Genomic DNA, 19,155 nt, shown 5'->3' with positions numbered 1-19,155 from the left:
CACCGTCGGCGCTGATGGCCGAGGTGGAGCAGGTGTCGATGCAGCGCGAGCAGCCTTCGATGCGGTTGCGCGAGTGGGCGCACACGCTGCGCTTGTAGTCGAAGTAACGGGGCTTGTCGAAATCGCCGACCAGTTCGATGAGGGCGAGGGCGGCGTCGCCGATGGCCAGGCTGTCGCTGCCGGTGGCGAAGTAGCCCTGGGGCGGGTGGACCATGGCCAGGCGCGGCGTGTTGCCCAGGTCGAGCACCAGGTCGAAGGCGGCGGTGCGCGGGGCCTGGCGGAAGTCGATGGCGCCGGCCTTGCACACTTCGACGCAGCGCCGCTTGTCGTTGCAGCGGGCAAGGTCCACGTAAGCGGCGACCCCGTCACGCACGATGGCGTCGCTGGTGCACGCTTCGAGGCAGGCGTTGCAGCCGGTGCACAGGCTGGCGTCCACCGGGTTGGCCGGCGTCCAGGAGACTTCGAAGGCGCCGAGCCAGCCATCCACCGCCACCTGACGGGCGCGCTGGACGGCAACGCGGCGTGGCGAGCTGGCCGGCAGCGGGTCTTCGTCTTCGGCAAAAACAGTGACGGCGATCTGTCCGTCGGCCCTGCCGTGGAGGCGCTCGGCCCAGGCCAGGGCGAGCGGGCCGGCACCCAGGATGGCGAGGCGGCCGTGGCTGCTGTAGGCCACCGATTCGACCGGCGGCGGATCGGGCAGCCGGGCCATGGCGATCAGGGCGGCCAGACGCGGGCTGGCTGCCGTGCCACCGGTGGCGTATTCGCGGGCGGGGAAGAAGCGCAGCGGCGTGCCTTCGGCGGCGGCTGCTTCGAGGCGCGGGGCTTCGCGATGGCAGCCGATGCTGAGGGGTGCATCCGTGTTGGCGCTGAAACGGGCCAGCTGGGCGAGGCCGGTGCTGCCGCACAGGCTGTCGACGCGGGTTACGTCAGCGGCCAGTTCGGGCGGCAGGCCGTCGGCGGCGGCGTCGGAAACGCGCCCCTGGCAACGGCACAGGATCGTCCCCTTCGAGGGCTGTGTGGAACCCGATTCTGCAAAATCCAAAACATCTCCTCCGTCGTTTTTATGGATAGCCACCGGCCGCAAGGCCCATGGTTTCCATGGCAGGAAATGTGCCTGATGCATCGACCCTTGTTGTTGAAGGGTTTTTCGGATTCAGAGGATAGTGCGGCGGGACATTTTGTCCCTGCGGGGTGGTTTGCGCGGGACAGAATGTCCCTTGGTGAGGTGGATTTTCAGGCTGCGGGCTTGTGCGAACGATGGGCTTCGAATTCGGGCGTGCAGCGCAGCCACAGGATGAACTCGGCGCCTTCGCCGGGCAGGCTGGCGGCGCTGATGCGCCCGCCGTAGCGCTGTATCAGGGTGCGGCTGATCGACAGGCCAAGGCCGGTGCCCTTGCCTTTCTTGGTGGTGAAGAAGGGGTCGAAGATCCGTTCGAGGTCTTGCGGGGCGATGCCCTGGCCGCTGTCGCGCACGGTGATGCGCACGCCGGTGCCCTGGGCGGGCTCCGTCCAGTCGGCCGACAGCAGGCTCAGGCGACCACCGTCGGGCATGGCCTGGGTGGCATTGACGATGAGGTTGATGAGCACCTGCTGCAGCTCGCCGCGATTGATCTCCACGCGTGATTCGGCGTCGAGGTGGCGTTCCAGCGTAATGTTGCGATGGTCGAGGTTGTGGCGGGTGAGCACCAGGCAGTCGTTGATCACCTCGTTCACATTCACGCTTTCCATGTAGCCGGCAAAGTCGCCCGGCCGCGCAAACTGGAGCAGGCGGGTGACGATCTGGCGGATGCGGTCGGCCTGCTGGTGAATCAGGCGGATCTCCTCGCGCACCGGGCGGGCGGCCTCGCCGAGGGTGTCGGCGAGCACGTCGAGGTTGCCCTGGATCACCGCCACCGGGTTGTTGATCTCATGGGCCACGCCGGCGGTCAGCTCGCCGATGGCGGCGAGCTTGTCGCTCATCACCAGTTGCTGCTGGGCCTCGCGCAGGCTGGCGTTGGTGGCGGCAAGTTCGGCGGTGCGCTCGGCAACCTTGCCGTCCAGCTCGTCGGCCCAGCGGCGCAGTTCTTCCTGACGGGCGACCTGGGTGTCGAGAAGGTGATCGAACTCGACGGCCAGGCGGCCGATTTCGTCGCGGCTGGCAACCGGGCCGACGCGGGCCCCAGGTTCGCCGCCTTCGACGCGCTGGATGACGCTGTTCATGCGCTCGATGGGGCGGAACACGCTGCGCGCCCAGCGCAGCGAGAGCATGCTGCCGATGGCCGAGACGACCACGAAAATGAGGAACAGGGTACTCATCGCCTGCTCCTTGGCGGCACGGAAGGGCGCCTCCAGGAAGCCCACGTAGAGCATGCCGACGCGCTCGCCGTGGCTGTCGAGGATGGGCTCGTAGCCCGACACGTAGTAGTCGCTGACGACGAAGGCGAGGTCGCGCCAGGTGCGGCCTTCTTCGAGCACCTGCTTGCGCACCGCCGCCGAAACGCGGGTGCCGAGGGCCCGTTCGCCCTCGAAGAGGCGCACGTTGGTGGCGATGCGGGTGTCGCCGAGAAACAGCGTCGAGGTGCCGCGGCTGTCGAGGGGCAGCGAGCCTTCGCGGTAAACGATGGCGTTGATGCGGTCGACGATGCCCAGGTTGCCGTTGAGCAGCACGCCGCCCTCGAGTACGCCGATGAGCAGGCCGTGCTCGTTGAAGACCGGGGCGGCGGCGTGGATCATCAGGCCGCGCTCTTCGAGGCTGCGGGCGTCCGGGGCGGCGGCGGGGGTGGCCAGCAGGGGCAGGTAGGCGCGTCGGCGCAGGGCCGGGTCGATGCTGGCGAGGGCCTCGGGGGAGAATACTTCGACGGTGCTGCGGGCGCTGCCGGCGATGGCGCTTGCAACGGCCGGCCAGTTTTCGCGGGAGGCTTTCGGCAGGGCGCTGGCGGGGGAGCCGGCGATGGCGTGGCCGTCCCGGTCGAGCAGGAGCAGGTAGTCCAGCCCGCTGGTTGCGGCCATGGCCGCCAGCACCGGGCCGAGACGCGCCGGGTCGCTGGCGGGCAGGCGCGCCACCAGCCGGGCGGAGCCGGCCTGGGCTTGCAGGTCGTGGCTGATGCCCTGTTTGACCCGGTCGAAATACTCGTGGGCGCTGACCAGGTCGGAATCGATCTTGAAGCTGAGCAGGCGGTGGTAGGCCTCATCGCCCCAAGTCCATACCAGGCCGAGCAGTACCGGCACGCCGAGACACAGCGGGGCGAGGACCAGGGCCAGCAGCTTGGCGCGCACCGAACCCGCGAAGCGGTCGGCGAGGCGGCGTGGCCAGGCCAGGATGGACGGCATGCTCACCCGGCGTTTTCGCCCCATTCGGCGCACTTGCGGTCGAGGGTTTTGCGCGACACGCCGAGGAGCTGGGCGGCGTTGAGGCGTTTGCCCTCGCAGCGTTCGAGCACGGCCAGGATGTGGCGCTTTTCGACTTCGGCAAGGGACAGGGGCAGGGATTCGCCGCCCAGCGGGCCGCCAGCCGCGTCTTCGGCCGGAAAGCTGCCGAGGATCAGCGAACGTTCGACCAGGTTGCGCAGCTCGCGCACGTTGCCAGGCCAGGCGTAGGCCGACAGGCGGGCGGCCACCGCCGGGGTGATGGCCAGCGGTGGCAGACCGAGGCGCAGGGCCAGCAGGCTGTTGAAGTGGGCGGCCAGCACCGGCACGTCTTCCGGGCGCTGGCGCAGGGCCGGGATCTCGAGGCTCATGACGTCGAGGCGGTAGAACAGGTCTTGCCGGAAGCGCCCCTCGGCGACTTCGCTGCGCAGGTCGCGGTTGGTGGCGGCGATCACGCGCACGTCCACCGGCAGCTCGCGGGAGGCGCCGACCGGCCGGATGCAGCGTTCTTCGAGGGCCCGCAGCAGCTTGGTCTGCAGCATCAGTGGCAGCTCGCCGATTTCGTCGAGAAAGAGGGTGCCGCCGTTGGCGTAGAAAAACAGGCCCTTGTGGTTCTCGCGGGCACCGGTGAAGGCGCCCTTGGTGTGGCCGAAGAGTTCGCTTTCGATCAGCTCGGCCGAGATGGCGGCGCAGTTGACCGGCACGAAGGGGCGCTCGGCGCGCAGGCTCATCTGGTGCAGGGCGCGGGCCGCGACTTCCTTGCCGACGCCGGATTCGCCGAGGATCAGCACCGTGGACGGCAGCGGGGCGATGCGGCGGATCAGTGTGCCGAGGTTCTGGATGGCGGCGGAGCGCCCGACCAGCCCGTCCACACCGCCGGCCAGGTCGGCCACCTGGCGGCGCAACACGTAGTTTTCGGTGGCCAGACGGGCGCGCTCGAAACAGCGTTGCAGGGCGTTGAGAAGCTGGTCGAGGCGGAAGGGCTTGAGGATGAAGTCGGAGGCGCCGGCGCGCAGGGCGTCGATGGCGGTTTCCATGTCGGCGAAGGCGGTGATGAGGATCACCTCGCCGGCAAAGCCGCTGTCGCGCAGTTCGTGGAGCCAGGCCAGCCCGGACTTTCCGGGCAGGGAGATGTCGAGGACGATGAGGTCGAAATGGCGCACGGCGAGGTGGGTCGCGCCTTCTTCGGCCGAGCCGGCGACGGCCACGGTGCAGCCCCGGTTGACCAGCGCCCGCTCGAGAAAGCTGCGCATGCCGGCTTCGTCATCCACCACCAGTACGGCGTGGTTGGCCCAGGCGGCCTTGGCGGGGTCGGTGGAGGTTGCGGTGCTTGCGGGTGCGGCGTCGCCCATGACGGTGGAGCCTTCGTGGTGTGTCAGCGGTGGATCGGCGGCGGATTAAATCACGGGTGCCCGGGGCTGCCCAGCGGGTCGGCGGCGGGTGCGGTGGCATCGGCTGCGGCGAGGGGGGGCGTGGTGCTGTCGGTCGTGATCGCCGTCGCGTCGGCGGGCGGGGCGGCTTCGAGCGTTTCGGCCGGTTCGGTGGCGTAGGCCGGCAGGCCGGCTTCGTTTAGCAGCGGCTTGCCTTCGGTCGGGAAGAGCACTTCCCGGGCGTGTTGCAGCAGTGCGGCTTCGGCGGGCGGCAGGTCGGGGATCAGGTTGTAGTCGTCGATATAGATGTCGAGGCCGTCCATCTGATTGAAGACCGGGTCGGCAAACAGCCGCTGCATGGCCTGGCGCTTGAGTTCGGCCGGCACGCGGGCCTGCAGGTAGGCGCTGAAATCGGCGCTGAAATCGAGGGCGGTGGGGTCGGGCAGCGTCGGCGGCGGGGCGTCGACGACGGGGGCCGGCGCCGCGGGTTCGGGCAGCACGGCGCCGTCGGCCACCGAGTGCTTGCGGCGCGACCAGCGTTGCAGGAAGCCGGCGCTGTTTTCCGGCGGCGTGTCGGCCTTAGTGTCCCGGTCGCTCATGCTTGTCTCCGGCTTCGGCGTAGCGGCGCTTGGGGCGCTTTTCTTCGGGGGGCTTGAGGCGCGAGCGGGCGTAGGCTTCGATGGCCTCGGCCCAGGTGGCGGGCAGGGGCAGGCGCTCGACGGTTTCACCGCCGTCGATCCAGCGGGCTGCTTCATGGAAGCTGGCGCTGATGGCGGCGATGCGCGGCGGGCCGGCTTCGGCCGGATTGCCGTCGTCCTCGGCGGTGCGCACCAGCACGAAGAGGGACGGCTCGCTGGCGGTCAGGTTGAGCAGGTAGCCCTCGGCTTCGTCGCCATGGAGTTGCAGCGGCGGGCTGGCGCGGGGTACGCGCTGACCGTCGGCCGAGGTTTGCGGGGCGGCGGCGTCGAGTTCGAGGCCGACGATTTCCCAGCGGTGGTCGATCCAGCGATTGCCGTCCACCGGGATGCGGCCGTACCAGACGGTCAGGCTCGGCGCGGCGTCGGCGGGGAGGGCGGGTTCGGGCTGCGACATGCTGCGTGCTCCTCAAGATCCGGGATCGAAGGTAAGCTTCCGGCGGCCCGCGTTCGGGCCGCATCGTGAATCGTCAGGATTATCCCCCGCATGCCCGACTCCTTTGAAGCCGATTTCGACCCGGTCGAGATTTTCCGCGTTCCCCTCGGCAACGGGCCGGAGGCGCCGCAGCTGTCGCTCACCCGCGCCCGCCGGGCGGCCACCACCACGGCCCGGGTGATCGACCACGAAGGCCTGCCGCGGGATGTGCACGTGCCGGGCGAACATGCGCTGACCCTCTACCTCGACCGCCGCGAACTGGTCACCCTGATGACTCTCGGCCAGGCCCCCGAGGCGCTGGTGATGGGCTATTTGCGCACCCAGAACCTGATCGGCGCGCTGACCGACCTGGAAGCCGTGCATGTGGATTGGGCGACCAACTCGTGCGCCATCGTCACCCGCGACCCCGCGGCCCACGACCCGGCGGCGCGCATGGCCCGCCGTACCGTCACCACCGGCTGCGGCCAGGGCACGATGTTCGGCGACTGGCTGGCCGATCTGGCGCCGGTGAGCACGTCGCTGACGCTGGATGTGGCGACCCTCGACCTGGCCCTCGGCCGCATCCTCGCCCTCGACACCATCTACAAGCTGTCCGGCTCGGTGCATGGTTGCGCGCTGCTGCGCAACGAGGCCGAGGCGCCGCTGCTCTATCACGTGGAAGACGTTGGCCGGCACAACGCGGTGGACAGCATCTCGGGCCTGATGTGGCTGGACGAGGAGATCGGTGCCGACAAGATTTTCTACACCACCGGCCGTCTCACGTCGGAAATGGTCATGAAGGCGGCCCAGCTCGGCGTGCCCTTCCTGGTGTCGCGCTCGGGCCTGACCCGCATGGGCCTGATGCTGGCCGAGCGCCTCGGCATCACCCTGATTTGCCGCGCCCGGGTGGGCCGGCACCTGGTTTATTCCCACCCGCAACGGATTACACGGAGCACCCCATGAAACGCGAAACGGTAAGCGGACTGATTCTCGCCGGCGGGCTGGGTAGCCGCATGGGCGGCGTGGATAAGGGCCTCGTCGAACTGGCCGGCCGGCCGATGGTGGCGCACGTGCTGGCGCGCCTGCAGCCTCAGGTGGGCCGCGTGCTGATCAACGCCAACCGCAATGCCGACGTTTACGCGGGCTTTGGCTTGCCGGTGCTGGCCGACCGGCTGGGTGGCTTTGTCGGGCCGCTGGCCGGGCTGGATGCGGCCCTCAACGGCGATGCCGACGCGGGCGAATGGGTGCTCACCTGCCCCTGCGATTCGCCCTTTTTGCCCCTCGATCTGGCGGCGCGCATGCTCGACGCGGCGCTGGCGGCCGGCGTCGATGTGGCGATGGCTAGCGCCCTCGGTCAGTATGAGCCGGTCTTCCTGCTCGCCCACCGGCGGGCGGGGGCTGCGCTGGCATGCTATCTGGAGGAGGGTGGCCGCAAGATCGACCGCTGGGTGCTCGGCGAGCAGCACGTGGTGGTGGATTTTTCCGACTGCCCGGAGGCCTTCTCGAACATCAACACGCCGGATGAGCTGGCTCGCCACGCGCCGGACTAGCGGGGCGGGGACGTACAATCCGGCCTCGCGTCATCCTGAACGAAAGCCGAGTCCGTTGTGCCCCCAGTCGCATCGCCGTCCATCCTCGTCCTGCCGAGCCCCTTTTTCTCCGATTCCGACACCATCCGCCTGCTCGAGTCGCCCGACTGCGACACCGACTGGGTGTTGCGCCAGGTGGTGTCCGGGGCTTACGACAAGCCCTTTGTGATCGATGACGGCGCCACGCGGACCCTGCATTTTTCGCTCTCGCTGATCCAGAGCAGCATGAGCCTGAAGGACCCTTTCCGGCTGGAGCTGGATTACACCCAGGCGATGATGAGCTTCCTGCTCTTTCTGCATCGCCCCAAAAACATCCTGATGCTCGGCCTAGGCGGCGGTTCGCTGGCCAAGTTCTGCTACCGGCATGTGGGTTCGGCGCGCATCAGCGTGGTGGAGATCGACCCGCGGGTGATCGCCTTTCGCGACGAGTTCGAGCTGCCGCGGGACGACGCGCGCCTGCTGGTCATCGAGGGCGACGGGGCGGATGAGGTGATCCGCAGCGGGCAGGCCGAGGACAAGCCGGACGTGATCATGATGGATGCCTTCGACCGGCATGGTTTGTCGGGCTCGGTGAGCTCCACGCATTTCTACCAGACGGTTTACGACGCGCTGGCCGGACGCGGCGTGATGGTGGCCAACCTGGCTGGCGAAAAGAACGACCGGATCGAGCATCTGGCGATGATCGCCGACGTTTTCGATGACCGGGTGCTGAGCATCATGCTGCCGGACGGCAACGATATCGTGCTGGCCTTCCGGGCGCCCGGCTTCGACCCCCGCTGGCGCGAGATCGCCAACCAGGCCAAGGCCTTGCGGGCCCGCACCGGGCTGGATTTTCCGAAGTTTGCCGAACGCCTGGAGCGCAGCCGGCGGCTGCGCTACCTGTAGGCGGGGCTTTTACGGCGCTGGCTTGTTCCGCGCGAAGCCGGTTTCGCCGGCATAGACCACCATGCGCTGGTCCCGCGCGAAGCCGGCCAGGCTGACGCCGGACGATTCGGCGAGGCGGATTGCCAGCGCAGTGGGCGCCGACACCGCGACGAGGCAGCCGATGCCCAGCGCTGCCACTTTCTGCACCATTTCATAGCTGGCCCGGCTGGATACCAGCACGAAGCCGTCGGTTGGCGCCACCTTGTTGCGGGCCAGATGGCCGAGGAGCTTGTCGAGCGCGTTGTGGCGGCCGACGTCTTCGCGCAGCGCGCGGATGTGGCCATCGCGGCCGATCCATGCGGCGGCATGCACGGCGCCGGTGGTGCGGCGCAACTGTTGCCAGTCGGGCAGTTCGGCCAGGCCGGCGGCCACTGCCGCAACGGGAATCGGCTCGGCGGCCGGCACCGCTTCGAGCGGGCGGGCGAGGGCGTCGAGGCTTTCGACGCCGCACAGCCCGCAGCCGGTGCGCCCGGCCAGGTTGCGGCGCCGCTCCTTGAGGGCCACGAAGCGGCTGGTGGCGACTTCCATGCGGATCTCGATGCCGCTGCTGCGCGCCACCGCTTCGCTGTCGTAGAGTTCGCCGCGGCTGGCCAGGATGCCTTCGCTGAGGCTGAAGCCGAGGGCCAGGTCTTCGAGGTCGGAGGGGGTGGCGAGCAGCACGGCGTGGGAAATGCCGTTGTACACCAGGGCCACCGGCACCTCTTCGACCACGTCGTCGAGGCAGGCCCTGGCGGCATCGCCATCGAGGCGCAGCACCGGCGTCTGGCGTGTGGTCGGCCAGGCGTGTTCGTCAAAGGCGGTGGCGGCCGGCAGGCGGCAGGATTCGTCGTTCATGGGCGTGGGCGGCGCCCGGGGGCTGGCGTGCGGATCATCTGCCCATTGTAACGGCGGTCGTCAGGGCTGGGCGCAGCAGGGTCAGACGTGTTCGATGCGTTGTCCGCCGCGTCGCTTGGCCCGGTACATGCGGGCGTCGGCCACTTCCAGCAGGCTGTTGGCCGAGTTGGCGTCCTCGGGGAAGATGGCGATGCCGATGCTGGTACTCAGCGGCGTCCGCAGCGCCATGCCTTCGAGAGGCTGATGCAGGGTGTGGAGAATCTTGCCAGCGACCTGGTCGGCGTCGGAAGGAAGGTCCAGTTCGGCCAGCAGGACCACGAAGGCATCGCCGCTCAGGCGGGCTACGGTGTCGCAGGAGCGGATGCAACTGCGCAGGCGGTCGGCGGTGTCAAGGAGCACCCGGTCGCCGGCGGCATGACCACCCAGGTCGTTGATGCGCTTGAAGTTGTCCAGGTCTACCAGGATCACGCCGACCCGTTCGCGATAGCGCTGGGCCCGGGCGATGGCCTGGCTCAGCCGGTCGGTGAGCAGGCGGCGGTTGGGCAGGCCGGTCAGGGTGTCGTGGTAGGCGAGGTGATGTACGCGTTCGCGGCCACGCACCTGTTCGGTGACGTCGGTGGCGATGCCGTGGTGGCCGAGGAAGCTGCCGTGCTCATTGACCCGGGGCGTTCCGCAGATGTTGAGCCATAAGGGGGCACAACTGCCGTCCCGCACCTCGACCATCAGGTTGCGGAAGCCCTGGCGATCTTCGAAGCGCTGGCGAACGGCGGCCTGTTCGGTCCGCGCGCCCTCGCCGAGGCGGTGGAGTTGCCACCAGTTGCGACCGATGTTGTGCTGGAGAGGGTCGTTCGATTCTGCGGAGTGGCGGGTGACCTGCATCAGTCGATGCTGCGCATCGGTCTGCCAGTACCAGTCGGCGCTCTGCCCGATCAATGCGTGCAGTTGCTCGCCGGCGAGGGCTGCCCGGGCGGTCGCGTTCATGCGTTCGGTGATGTCGGAGATGACCCACACGACGTGCAGGGGCGCGCTGCCGGGGGTGACCGCTTCACCGGATATCTCGGCCCAGAAGACACTGCCGTCGCGGCGGCGCAGGCGGGTGGCTTCGCGGTAGGTGTCGCCGCGCCGAAAGGCGTTGCTGGCAGCTCTGGCGTGTTTTTTCCAGTCGTTGCGGTGCTCGAACCAGGTTTCCAGGCGACTGCCGGGAAGGGGGACGTGTCCATCGTGCATCATTGCGGCGAAGCGCTGGTTGCTGCGCAGGATGCGGAGGCGCCGGGACAGGATGATGGCTTCACTGCTGTGGTCGAGCATGGTTTGCTGGGTCATCACCAGTTCGGCATCGCCCTTCCACGACAACCCCGAGGCCTGACGGCTGGTGTACAGGATGTCGTTGAGCGTGAAGGCGAACAGGACGAAGAGTGTCAGCCAGACGCTGGCATGGGGGAGCGCAGCCGGTGGATTGACAAGGGTCAGGATAAACAGGGGCAGCAGGGTGGCCGAGACGAAGATGGCGTAGGCGCTGCGACTGTTGGAGAGAATGCCGGCGCCCGCCAGGGTAATGCCGCCGAGGACCATGAAAAGGATCATCTGCGCCGGGGCTGCCGCATCGTAGGGCCCGACCAGCGGCAGCGAGCCCCAGGCGGCACCGCCGATGACTGCGCTGGCAGAGGACAGGTAGTGGCGCAGGGACAGTTCGTCCAGCGGGTCGTGGGTGCCATGATTCCGGCTTGGCCGGACGAGGCTCGTCAGGAGCATCTGGGCGACGGTCATGCCGAGCCACCACACGCCGAGTTGCAGGGGCAGGGCCACGTGGGGCCACAGGGCGATAACCGTGAGGATGCAGATCAGTTGCCCGATGATCTGGATACGATAAGCGTAGGTGCGCGGAATGAGCGCGTTTTCGCAGGCCGCGGTGCTTGAGCGCAGCGAATCGTGGCGAAGGAGGGGGGGACTGGCAAGCTTCATGCGGACGTCGTCGGCGCGTCGGTTCCGGTGTGAGAGTGTCGTCGGGGCGAAGGGGACAGTGGCGTTCCACGCGACAGCCGATGGCTGCGACAATCTCTAAAAAGGTGCTGCCACAACATTTACCCGGATTATCGGGGGGCATCGTGTTTAGTGGAATATGCCAAAAGGCATAGCCATGTCTGCTTTGTGAAGTAAATGCATGATTTATAAAATGTTGTATCTTTTTGCCGGGATTCGAAAAACCCATGAAAAGTGACTGGGAGGGTGCCGGGGGGGCGCTGGTGGTGGGGCGCTTTGCGCCTTCGCCGAGCGGGCCGCTGCATTTCGGCTCTCTGGTGGCGGCTCTCGGAAGCTGTCTGTCGGCCCGCCGCCAGAGTGGCCGCTGGCTGCTGCGCATCGAGGATGTGGATACGCCGCGCACGGTGGCCGGTGCCGCCGAGGGCATTTTGCATACGCTGGAACGCTTCGGTTTCGAGTGGGACGGTCCGGTGGTCTGGCAGAGCACCCGCACGGCAGCCTACCGGGAGGCCTTTGCCCGCCTGCAGGCTGAAGGCCGGGTCTTCGGCTGCGCCTGCACGCGCAAGGAAATGGCCGACTCGGCGCTGGCCCGGGACGGCACCCGACGCTATCCGGGCACCTGCCGCGACGGCTTGCCCCCCGGCCGCGAGGCGCGGGCCTGGCGGCTGCGCGTTCCACCAGGGCGGGTCACTGTCGAGGATGGCGTGCAGGGAGAGATCGAAGAGGATGTGGGCGCCGATGTGGGCGACTTTGTCCTGCTGCGCGCCGATGGCCTGTTTGCCTACCAGCTGGCGGTAGTGGTGGATGACGCCGAGGCGGGCGTGACCGAGGTGGTGCGGGGGGCCGACCTGCTCGATTCGACGGCCCGTCAGATCCTGCTCCAGCGCCTGCTGGGCTACCCGACGCCGGCCTACGCACACCTGCCGGTGGCCAGCAATGCCGCTGGCGAGAAGCTTTCCAAGCAGACCCTGGCCCGCGCTGTGGACGATGCCGACCCGGCCCGGGTGCTGGTCGATGCCCTCGACTTTTTAGGCCAGGCGCCACCCGTCGGGCTGGCGGAGTCCGGTCTGGCCGCGGTGTGGGCCTGGGCGCGGGCGAACTGGCTGCTCGCCCGCGTGCCGCAGCGGCGGGTGATTCCGGTGGCGACCTACGGTTGAAGCGTGGCTTCGGCGTCCCGCCGCCATGCGTGCAGGGCGGCGGGGACTTCTTCGAGGGTTTTGAAGACCTTGACGCCGGGCAGTTTGCGCTCGGCTCCGCGCAGGCCGGCTCCACCTGCCCACAGGGCGATTGTTTCGGGTAGCGCCGTACGCAGGCTGCGCAGGCCTTCAATGGCCAGACGAGCCGGGTAAGCGCCGCTGAACGATACCGCAATGATGTCGAAACGGCCGGCCGTGGCGGCGGCCCGGATGTCTTCCAGCGGAGTCTGGATGCCTAGTGACACGCAACAGGCGCCCTCCGGCGCGATCATCGCTTCCACCATCAACAAACCCAGGGCGTGCTGTTCGTCGGGAAAGGTGGTCAGCATCACTATCGGCCGCTCGCGGGTGGTGCTGGTTTGGGTGCTGATGGCTGTGCGCAGGATGTTCTGTACCTGCTCCGTGTAGAGATGTTCTTCCGCTACTTCCAGTTCGCCCCGCAGCCAGGCGTCGCCGACTACGTGATTGAGCGGCGCGACGACTCCGGTGACGAACTGCTGCAGGCCGGTCTTCATCAGCGACTGTTGCAGCGTGCGGCGCAGGTCTTCATGCAGGTGCAGGCGTACGAACTTGAGGATGGCCTGGAAGTGGGCGGTGCGTTCCGGGTCGTCGTCGGCCCGTGGGCCGCCCAGTTCGTCGAGCATCTGCCCGAGGGCCTGGGGATCGAGTCCGATCAGTTTGGCCGGGCGCAGGCCCTGATCGATGAGGCGTCGGATCAGGCGCAGTTTGTCCACCTGCTCCGGCGAGTAGACCCGTTCGCCATGGCTGTCGCGGACGGGCAACGGAAAACCGTAACGTCGCTCCCAGACCCGCAGGGTGTCCTTGGCCAGGCCGGTATCGCGCTCGACGGCAGCAATCGGCAAGCCGGCGGGGGCAAGAGTGGGTGTGTTCATGGTTTGTCCTGGATAAATGGTTGACAGGTCTTTTTTTTGACCCTATTGTATGAACACGAACCGTAATTGTCTAGGACAAATACTATGGATACCCGGACTGTTGAAAAGCCCTCGGCGCTCTTTCTCACTGCCCTTGTACTGGGCGGAATCGCCTTTGGAATCCAGAACATGGCGAGAACTACAGCTCCCCATGCATGGTCTATTGAAGAGCCGGCCGCGGAAACACAGCCGGCCTCTGTCCAACCCCAGGACCTGGACGTAATGATGTTCCTGCATCAGAACGCCGGTTCGTGAAACGAGAGCTCCCCATGACCCGATATTTTCGATCTGTCGCCGTCGCCATTTTGCTTGGGCTGGGTGCGACGGCCGCCCAGGCTGCCGCCGAAGCCTGCCCGGCACTGCTCAATTACACCTTCCCGAAGCTGCAGGACGACACGCCCCAGTCCCTGTGCCAGTACCGCGGCAAGGTCGTGCTGGTGGTCAATACCGCCAGTTTCTGCGGCTTTACCGGCCAGTACGAAGGCCTTGAGAAGATGTACGCCAAGTACAAGGAGCAGGGCCTGGTGGTGGTCGGCTTTCCGTCCAATGACTTCGGCAGCCAGGAGCCGGGCAGCAACAAGGAAATCGCCGAGTTCTGCCGCCTGACCTACGGGGTCAAGTTTCCGATGCTGGCCAAGTCGGACGTGGTCGGTTCGGGCACCAATCCGCTCTACAAGCAGCTGGCCTCGATCACCGGCGAGAAGCCCAAGTGGAATTTCCACAAGTACCTGATCGACCGCAGTGGCCAGAAGGTTTCCAGTTTCCCGAGCACCACCGCACCCGACAGCAAGACCTTTGTGAATGCCGTCGAAAAGGCGCTCGCCGAGCGTCCGTAAAAAAACCATAAAACCGCCATCCCCGGCCCTGACAGGAGAAACGCCGTGAACGCGCCCGAGAAACTGCAGCTCCCCGACATCCAGGCATCCGAAGACCTGCGCGAACTCGCCATTCAGCGGGTCGGTGTGCGTGGCCTGCGCTATCCGCTGTGCTTTCTCGATGCGTCCGGACAGGTGCAGCACAGCGTCGCCACCTTCGAGATGACGGTTTTCCTGCCGCCGGAGGTCAAGGGCACCCACATGTCGCGCTTCGTCGAAGTGCTGGAGGCGGATCGGGCGCCCCTCGATCTGGTCGGCCTGCGCAGCATGATTGCCGAGACTCTGATTCACCTCGGTGCGCCGGCCGGGCGTATCGAAATGCGCTTTCCGTTCTTCATGCGCAAGCAGGCACCGGTGTCGGGCGTCGACAGCCTGCTCGACATGGACGCCACGATCAGCGTCGACAAGGCCTTTGGTCGCGAGGCGGAAGTCACCCTCAAGGTGGTGGTGCCGGTGACCAGCCTGTGCCCCTGCTCAAAGAAGATTTCGGCCTACGGCGCCCACAACCAGCGCTCCCACCTGACCCTCTCCGCCGTGTTGCGTGAAGACCTGAGCCTCGAAGCGCTGGTGCGCATCGCCGAGGAAGAGGCGTCCTGCGAAGTCTTCGGCCTGCTCAAGCGGCCGGATGAGAAGTGGGTCACCGAGCGTGCCTACGACAACCCGAAGTTCGTCGAGGACCTCGTCCGCGACGTGGCCCTGCGCCTGCGCGCAGATCGCCGGATCGCGGCCTGGACTGTCGAATCCGAGAACTTCGAGTCGATTCACAACCACTCGGCGTACGCCCTCATCGAAGGCCGCAACGCCTGATGGATCACCTCTAGGACGCTCTCCATGGACCGTGGAAATGAAGACCGGCTGCTCTCGGGCAGGCCGGCAGGGAAACGTGTTGCCGTCGTCGGTGCCGGCATTGCCGGCCTGGCCAGTGCCTGGCTGCTCAGTCGCGAGTACGAAGTCGTGCTTTTCGAGGCTGCCGACTATTCCGGCGGGCACACCAACACGGTGGATATCGAGGTAGATGGCCAGGTGTTTCCGGTGGATACGGGCTTCCTCGTGTTCAATCGCAACACCTACCCGAACCTGTGCGCGCTGTTCAGCCTGCTCGGCGTCGAAACCGTCGAGAGCGAGATGTCCTTCGGCGTCAGTCTGAGCACGCCGGAGCTGGAATGGGCCGGCAGCGATCTGGGCAGCCTCTTCGCCCAGCGTTCCAACCTGGCCCGGCCGGCTTTCTGGGGCATGCTCGCCGACATCCGGCGCTTCAACCGCGAAACCACGCGCATGGCGCACAGCGGCAACATTCCGGATCTGGCGCTGGGCGATTACCTGGCCACCCACGGCTATGGCCACGCCTTTCGCGACTGGTACCTGATTCCGATGGCCGCGGCCATCTGGAGTTGCCCGACGCGCACGATGATGGCTTACCCGCTGGCCACCTTCGTGCGCTTCTGCCACAACCACGGCCTGCTTAAAATCCTCAATCGGCCCCAGTGGTACACCGTCAAAAATGGGGCGCGCACCTATGTGCGTCAGCTGATCGCCGGTATCGGCGAAGTGCGGCGCTCGACGCCCGTACTCGGCGTTGTGCGGGATGGCAACACCGGCGTGCAGGTGCAAACCCGCCGCGGCGTCGAGCACTTCGACGAGATCGTTTTTGCCTGCCACCCGGATCAGACCCTGCGCATTCTCGGGGCGGGCGCCACTGACGACGAGCGGGCGGTGCTCGGCGCCGTCAAATACCAGGACAACGAAGCCTGGTTGCACACCGACACGCGCCTGCTGCCGCGTCGTCGCAAGGTCTGGTCGGCCTGGAACTACCTGGCCGGCCATGGCGCACCGGGCGAGATGCCGGTGTCGGTGTCCTACCTGCTCAACCGTCTCCAGCCGCTGCCCGTGACAACACCGGTTGTGCTGTCCCTGAACCCGCTGGCCGAACCGGCAGCGGGCAGTGTGCTGGACCACTTCACCTACGCCCACCCGGTGTTCGACCAGGCCGCCATCGACGCCCAGGCCCGCTTGCCGGCGCTGCAGGGCCAGCGCTGCAGCTGGTTTGCCGGCGCATGGACGGGCTACGGTTTTCATGAGGACGGGCTCAAGTCGGCGCTGGTGGTGGCCAATGCCTTCGGTGTCAGCGCCCCGTGGCAGGGTGGCCTGCGCCGGCAGGAAGTGGCCGCCTGATGGCTGCGCCCCTCTTCGCCCCGAGCGTGTGCGTGGGGGCTGTCCTGCACGAGCGTACGCAGCCGGCCCACAACCGCTTCACCTACCCGTTGGCAACCCTGCGCATCCCGTTGTCGGCGATGGAGGGCTTGCGTGTGCCACTGCTCGGCATCGACCGGCCCAATGTCTTTTCGGTGCGCACGCGTGACCACGGCGCGCGGGACGGTTCGCCGCTGCTGCCGTGGATGCGCGGTTTGCTGGCGCAGTACGGAATGGCGGGCATTGACGGCGAAATCGTGCTGCAGACCATGCCGCGGATGTTCGGCTTCCTGTTCAACCCGGTCAGCTTCTGGTTCTGCCACGACCGTAGCGGCGCGCTGCGCGCGGTGCTGGCCGAAGTCAGCAACACCTTCGGCGAACATCACAATTACCTGGTCGCCCACCCGGATCGGCGGCCGATTCTGGCGGGTGACGAGCTCACTGCCTGCAAGGTCTTCCACGTCTCGCCCTTCTTCCCGGTGCGCGGTGAGTATCGCTTCCGCTTTGCCCGCCAAGGCACGGTGGTCACGACCGTCATCGACTACTGGGAAGACGGGCGCTGCCAGCTTGCCACCCATCTGTCCGGCCGCGAACAGCCGCTGACCGGTGGCGCCTTGCTGCACTGGCTGGCACGCCTGCCGCTGATGACCTTCGGCGTCGTGGCCCGCATTCACTGGCAAGCCCTGCGCCTGGCCATCAAGCGCGTCCCCTTTTTCCGCAAACCCCATCCGCCCACCGAGGAGATCTCGTCATGAACCGGCTCGACCAATCCTTAGTCAGCGGCATTCCCGGGCAGGCTGCCCGCCTCAAGCGCGGAACCCGGCTGGTCCTCGGCCTGCTCGACAGCCTCGAAGGCGGCGCCATTGATGTGAATCTGCCGGGCGGTCTGTCGCGTCGCGTCGGGCATGGCCCCTGCGTGGCCCACCTGAGCACCGACGACGAAAACGTTTTCGACGAGATCCTCGCCAAGGGTGACATCGGTTTTGCCGAAACCTGGATGGCCGGCGACTGGCACACCAATGACCTGCCGGCGCTGCTGACCTTGCTGGCAAGGAACCGTGACGGCCTGCAGCGCGCCATTCACGGCCGTGTCTGGCGCCTTATCGGACATCGCCTGACCCACCTGCTGCGGGCCAACACCCGTGCCGGCTCGAAGCGCAACATCGAGGCCCACTACGATCTTGGCAACGATTTCTACCGCCTGTGGCTCGACCCGTCGATGACTTACTCGAGCGCCCTGCAACTCGGGCCGGATGACAGCCTGGAGGCCGCACAAGGCCGCAAATACCGTCGCATCCTGCAGCAGATCGACGCCCAGCCGGGCCAGTTGATTCTCGAGATCGGCTGCGGCTGGGGCGGTTTTGCCGAGATGGCGACGCAGGAGTTCGGCTGCCGGGTGCTCGGCCTGACCCTGTCTAAGGAACAACTGGCGTGGGCGCGGGAGCGGGCCGAGCGGGGTGGCTGGGCCGACAAGGCCAACTTCGAGTTGTGCGACTACCGGGACGTACGCGGCAGCTACGACCACATTGTTTCCATCGAGATGCTCGAAGCGGTGGGCGAGGGCTTCTGGCCGGGCTACTTTGCCCAGTTGAAGGCACGCCTGAAGCCCGGCGGCAGCGCGCTGGTGCAGAGCATCACCATCGCCGATGAGCTGTTTGCGTCGTATCGCAAGGGCACTGATTTCATCCAGCGTTACGTGTTTCCTGGCGGCATGCTGCCGAGCCCGGCTGTGGTGCACAAGAAGGCCGGGCAGGTCGGGCTGGCGGTGGCGGACGACATCGCCTTCGGCCTCGACTATGCCGAAACCCTGGTGCGCTGGCGGCAGGGTTTCGAGGCCGCCTTGCCGCAGGTAAAGGCGCTCGGTTACGACGAACGTTTCATCCGCCTGTGGCGCTTCTACCTGGCTTACTGCGAGGCCGGCTTCCGGGCTGGCAGCGTGGATGTGCACCAGTTTCACTTCCGCCATGCCGACGCCGTCTGAACGGGGCGGGCGCCTGTCGCGGGCCCTGTTGCTGGCCGCGGTGCTGCTGACGGGCTGGCCGGCGACGGCAGCGCTGCCCGACCCGGTCAAGGCCCTGGCGCCCAACTGGCAGGCGCTGGGCACGGGCGAGGCGCGCTTCATCGGCCTGCACCTGTACGACGCCAGCCTGTGGGTGACGGCGCAGGGCTACCGGGAGGATCTTCCCTTCGCGCTGGCGCTGACCTATTCCCGCAGCTTCTCGCGCGCGCTGCTGGTGTCCACCAGCCTCGACGAAATGCGCCGTCTGGGTGGTGCCGACGAAGCTCGCCTGGCGCGCTGGAAGCTGTCGCTGGAGCAGGTCTTCCCCGACGTGGCGGCCGGCGAAACCATCGTCGGCGTGCACATGCCGGGGCGTGGCGCGCTTTTCTATCATCAGGGGCGCTTGTCCGGCGAGGTGGCCGATCCGGCCTTCGCCCGGGCTTTCTTTGCCATCTGGCTGGACAGCCGCACCCGCGTGCCGGCCTTGCGCGCGCGCCTGCTCGGGCAGGCGTCATGAGTTCAGCGGCGGCACTGCCGACGGCCGGCGTGCTGCGCTACGGCGTGCTCGGCCTGCCGCTGGCCTTTGCGGCGCTGCCGATCTACGTGCATGTGCCAGCCCTGTATGCCAACGAACTCGGCCTGAGCCTGTCGCTGGTGGGGGCCATTCTGCTGGCGACGCGCATCGCCGATGCCATCGCCGATCCCTTGATCGGCTGGGCGTCGGACCGTTTTCTGACCCGCCGCCGCCTGATTGCCCTGGCCCTGCCGGTGCTGGCCGTCGGCCTCGTCGGCCTGCTGGCGCCGCCGGCCG

Annotated in this window: 19 protein-coding genes; 11 read left to right on the top strand and 8 right to left on the bottom strand. The window is 67.3% G+C overall.

The window, feature by feature from the left end; translation table 11 throughout:
• The 5 genes from ETQ85_RS16505 to ETQ85_RS16485 form a co-directional block, all read right to left on the bottom strand.
• On the bottom strand, window positions 1-1,042 hold a 1,042-nt coding region (locus tag ETQ85_RS16505), incomplete at its 3' end, for a ferredoxin family protein (protein WP_187394738.1).
• 191 nt (window positions 1,043-1,233) lie between these two features.
• The gene (locus ETQ85_RS16500) at window positions 1,234-3,309 is read right to left on the bottom strand and encodes a sensor histidine kinase (protein ID WP_148580174.1); all 2,076 of its coding nucleotides are present in this window, start codon (window positions 3,307-3,309) and stop codon (window positions 1,234-1,236) included.
• A gap of 2 nt (window positions 3,310-3,311) precedes the next feature.
• Entirely contained in the window at window positions 3,312-4,697 is a 1,386-nt protein-coding gene (locus tag ETQ85_RS16495) for a sigma-54-dependent transcriptional regulator (RefSeq protein WP_148580173.1), read from the bottom strand.
• Between the two features lie 50 nt (window positions 4,698-4,747).
• Window positions 4,748-5,314 carry a DUF3306 domain-containing protein gene (locus ETQ85_RS16490; RefSeq protein ID WP_148580172.1) on the bottom strand — a complete coding sequence of 189 codons (567 nt, stop codon included), beginning with the start codon at window positions 5,312-5,314 and terminating at the stop codon, window positions 4,748-4,750.
• A complete protein-coding gene (locus tag ETQ85_RS16485; RefSeq protein WP_148580171.1) occupies window positions 5,295-5,807 on the bottom strand; it encodes a DUF3305 domain-containing protein in 513 nt (170 codons plus the stop codon). Before ETQ85_RS16485 ends, ETQ85_RS16490 begins: the two co-directional genes overlap by 20 nt.
• A 90-nt stretch (window positions 5,808-5,897) precedes the next feature.
• On the opposite strand from ETQ85_RS16485, the gene ETQ85_RS16480 reads away from it, so the two are divergent.
• The 3 genes from ETQ85_RS16480 to ETQ85_RS16470 are packed head-to-tail and all read left to right on the top strand — an operon-like array spanning window position 5,898 to window position 8,299.
• Complete coding sequence (locus ETQ85_RS16480) at window positions 5,898-6,788, top strand: formate dehydrogenase accessory sulfurtransferase FdhD (protein WP_148580170.1); 891 nt, start codon at window positions 5,898-5,900, stop codon at window positions 6,786-6,788.
• The gene (gene mobA / locus ETQ85_RS16475) at window positions 6,785-7,375 is read left to right on the top strand and encodes a molybdenum cofactor guanylyltransferase MobA (RefSeq protein ID WP_148580169.1); all 591 of its coding nucleotides are present in this window, start codon (window positions 6,785-6,787) and stop codon (window positions 7,373-7,375) included. Before ETQ85_RS16480 ends, mobA begins: the two co-directional genes overlap by 4 nt.
• A gap of 57 nt (window positions 7,376-7,432) precedes the next feature.
• Window positions 7,433-8,299, top strand: a complete 867-nt coding sequence (locus ETQ85_RS16470) for a spermine/spermidine synthase domain-containing protein (protein WP_148580168.1) — start codon at window positions 7,433-7,435, stop codon at window positions 8,297-8,299.
• A gap of 9 nt (window positions 8,300-8,308) precedes the next feature.
• Here the strand turns inward: ETQ85_RS16470 and fdhD are convergent, their stop codons facing one another.
• On the bottom strand, window positions 8,309-9,172 hold the full coding sequence (fdhD, locus tag ETQ85_RS16465; protein WP_148580167.1) for a formate dehydrogenase accessory sulfurtransferase FdhD: 864 nt from the start codon (window positions 9,170-9,172) through the stop codon (window positions 8,309-8,311).
• Between the two features lie 81 nt (window positions 9,173-9,253).
• A complete protein-coding gene (locus ETQ85_RS16460) occupies window positions 9,254-11,134 on the bottom strand; it encodes a diguanylate cyclase domain-containing protein (RefSeq protein ID WP_148580166.1) in 1,881 nt (626 codons plus the stop codon).
• Between the two features lie 245 nt (window positions 11,135-11,379).
• Between ETQ85_RS16460 and gluQRS the strand changes: the two genes are divergently transcribed.
• Window positions 11,380-12,309 carry a tRNA glutamyl-Q(34) synthetase GluQRS gene (gluQRS, locus tag ETQ85_RS16455; protein WP_148580165.1) on the top strand — a complete coding sequence of 310 codons (930 nt, stop codon included), beginning with the start codon at window positions 11,380-11,382 and terminating at the stop codon, window positions 12,307-12,309.
• Here the strand turns inward: gluQRS and ETQ85_RS16450 are convergent.
• Complete coding sequence (locus tag ETQ85_RS16450) at window positions 12,300-13,241, bottom strand: MerR family transcriptional regulator (RefSeq protein WP_148580164.1); 942 nt, start codon at window positions 13,239-13,241, stop codon at window positions 12,300-12,302. The genes gluQRS and ETQ85_RS16450 overlap by 10 nt on opposite strands.
• 308 nt (window positions 13,242-13,549) lie before the next feature.
• On the opposite strand from ETQ85_RS16450, the gene ETQ85_RS16445 reads away from it, so the two are divergent.
• The 7 genes from ETQ85_RS16445 to ETQ85_RS26985 form a co-directional block, all read left to right on the top strand.
• On the top strand, window positions 13,550-14,116 hold the full coding sequence (locus ETQ85_RS16445) for a glutathione peroxidase (RefSeq protein ID WP_148580163.1): 567 nt from the start codon (window positions 13,550-13,552) through the stop codon (window positions 14,114-14,116).
• 45 nt (window positions 14,117-14,161) lie between these two features.
• Window positions 14,162-14,962, top strand: a complete 801-nt coding sequence (gene folE2 / locus ETQ85_RS16440) for a GTP cyclohydrolase FolE2 (RefSeq protein ID WP_148580162.1) — start codon at window positions 14,162-14,164, stop codon at window positions 14,960-14,962.
• A gap of 24 nt (window positions 14,963-14,986) precedes the next feature.
• A complete protein-coding gene (locus ETQ85_RS16435) occupies window positions 14,987-16,327 on the top strand; it encodes an NAD(P)/FAD-dependent oxidoreductase (RefSeq protein WP_148580161.1) in 1,341 nt (446 codons plus the stop codon).
• Complete coding sequence (locus ETQ85_RS16430; RefSeq protein ID WP_148580160.1) at window positions 16,327-17,100, top strand: DUF1365 domain-containing protein; 774 nt, start codon at window positions 16,327-16,329, stop codon at window positions 17,098-17,100. Before ETQ85_RS16435 ends, ETQ85_RS16430 begins: the two co-directional genes overlap by 1 nt.
• A complete protein-coding gene (locus tag ETQ85_RS16425; RefSeq protein WP_148580159.1) occupies window positions 17,097-18,326 on the top strand; it encodes an SAM-dependent methyltransferase in 1,230 nt (409 codons plus the stop codon). The genes ETQ85_RS16430 and ETQ85_RS16425 overlap by 4 nt, the downstream gene beginning before the upstream one ends.
• Window positions 18,310-18,861 (top strand): chalcone isomerase family protein, encoded by a 552-nt coding sequence (locus ETQ85_RS16420; RefSeq protein WP_246128792.1) that lies wholly within the window; start codon window positions 18,310-18,312, stop codon window positions 18,859-18,861. Before ETQ85_RS16425 ends, ETQ85_RS16420 begins: the two co-directional genes overlap by 17 nt.
• On the top strand, window positions 18,858-19,155 hold a 298-nt coding region (locus ETQ85_RS26985), incomplete at its 3' end, for an MFS transporter (RefSeq protein WP_246128791.1). The genes ETQ85_RS16420 and ETQ85_RS26985, both read left to right, overlap by 4 nt.

The organism is Zoogloea oleivorans (genome assembly GCF_008107625.1).
GTDB lineage: Bacteria > Pseudomonadota > Gammaproteobacteria > Burkholderiales > Rhodocyclaceae > Zoogloea > Zoogloea oleivorans.
Note: the sequence above shows the minus strand (reverse complement) of the source record. Positions and strands in the feature narration are given on the sequence as shown.

Bases quoted from the DNA above. Each gene is read 5' to 3' on its own strand.
- ETQ85_RS16490 (WP_148580172.1), bottom strand. From the start codon at position 5,314: ATGAGCGACCGGGACACTAAGGCCGACACGCCGCCGGAAAACAGCGCC.
- ETQ85_RS16495 (WP_148580173.1), bottom strand. From the start codon at position 4,697: ATGGGCGACGCCGCACCCGCAAGCACCGCAACCTCCACCGACCCCGCC.
- ETQ85_RS16485 (WP_148580171.1), bottom strand. From the start codon at position 5,807: ATGTCGCAGCCCGAACCCGCCCTCCCCGCCGACGCCGCGCCGAGCCTG.
- fdhD (WP_148580167.1), bottom strand. From the start codon at position 9,172: ATGAACGACGAATCCTGCCGCCTGCCGGCCGCCACCGCCTTTGACGAA.
- ETQ85_RS16445 (WP_148580163.1), top strand. From the start codon at position 13,550: ATGACCCGATATTTTCGATCTGTCGCCGTCGCCATTTTGCTTGGGCTG.
- mobA (WP_148580169.1), top strand. From the start codon at position 6,785: ATGAAACGCGAAACGGTAAGCGGACTGATTCTCGCCGGCGGGCTGGGT.
- ETQ85_RS16435 (WP_148580161.1), top strand. From the start codon at position 14,987: ATGGACCGTGGAAATGAAGACCGGCTGCTCTCGGGCAGGCCGGCAGGG.
- ETQ85_RS16430 (WP_148580160.1), top strand. From the start codon at position 16,327: ATGGCTGCGCCCCTCTTCGCCCCGAGCGTGTGCGTGGGGGCTGTCCTG.
- ETQ85_RS16480 (WP_148580170.1), top strand. From the start codon at position 5,898: ATGCCCGACTCCTTTGAAGCCGATTTCGACCCGGTCGAGATTTTCCGC.
- ETQ85_RS16460 (WP_148580166.1), bottom strand. From the start codon at position 11,134: ATGAAGCTTGCCAGTCCCCCCCTCCTTCGCCACGATTCGCTGCGCTCA.
- ETQ85_RS16425 (WP_148580159.1), top strand. From the start codon at position 17,097: ATGAACCGGCTCGACCAATCCTTAGTCAGCGGCATTCCCGGGCAGGCT.
- ETQ85_RS16450 (WP_148580164.1), bottom strand. From the start codon at position 13,241: ATGAACACACCCACTCTTGCCCCCGCCGGCTTGCCGATTGCTGCCGTC.
- gluQRS (WP_148580165.1), top strand. From the start codon at position 11,380: ATGAAAAGTGACTGGGAGGGTGCCGGGGGGGCGCTGGTGGTGGGGCGC.
- ETQ85_RS16420 (WP_246128792.1), top strand. From the start codon at position 18,310: ATGCCGACGCCGTCTGAACGGGGCGGGCGCCTGTCGCGGGCCCTGTTG.
- ETQ85_RS16500 (WP_148580174.1), bottom strand. From the start codon at position 3,309: ATGCCGTCCATCCTGGCCTGGCCACGCCGCCTCGCCGACCGCTTCGCG.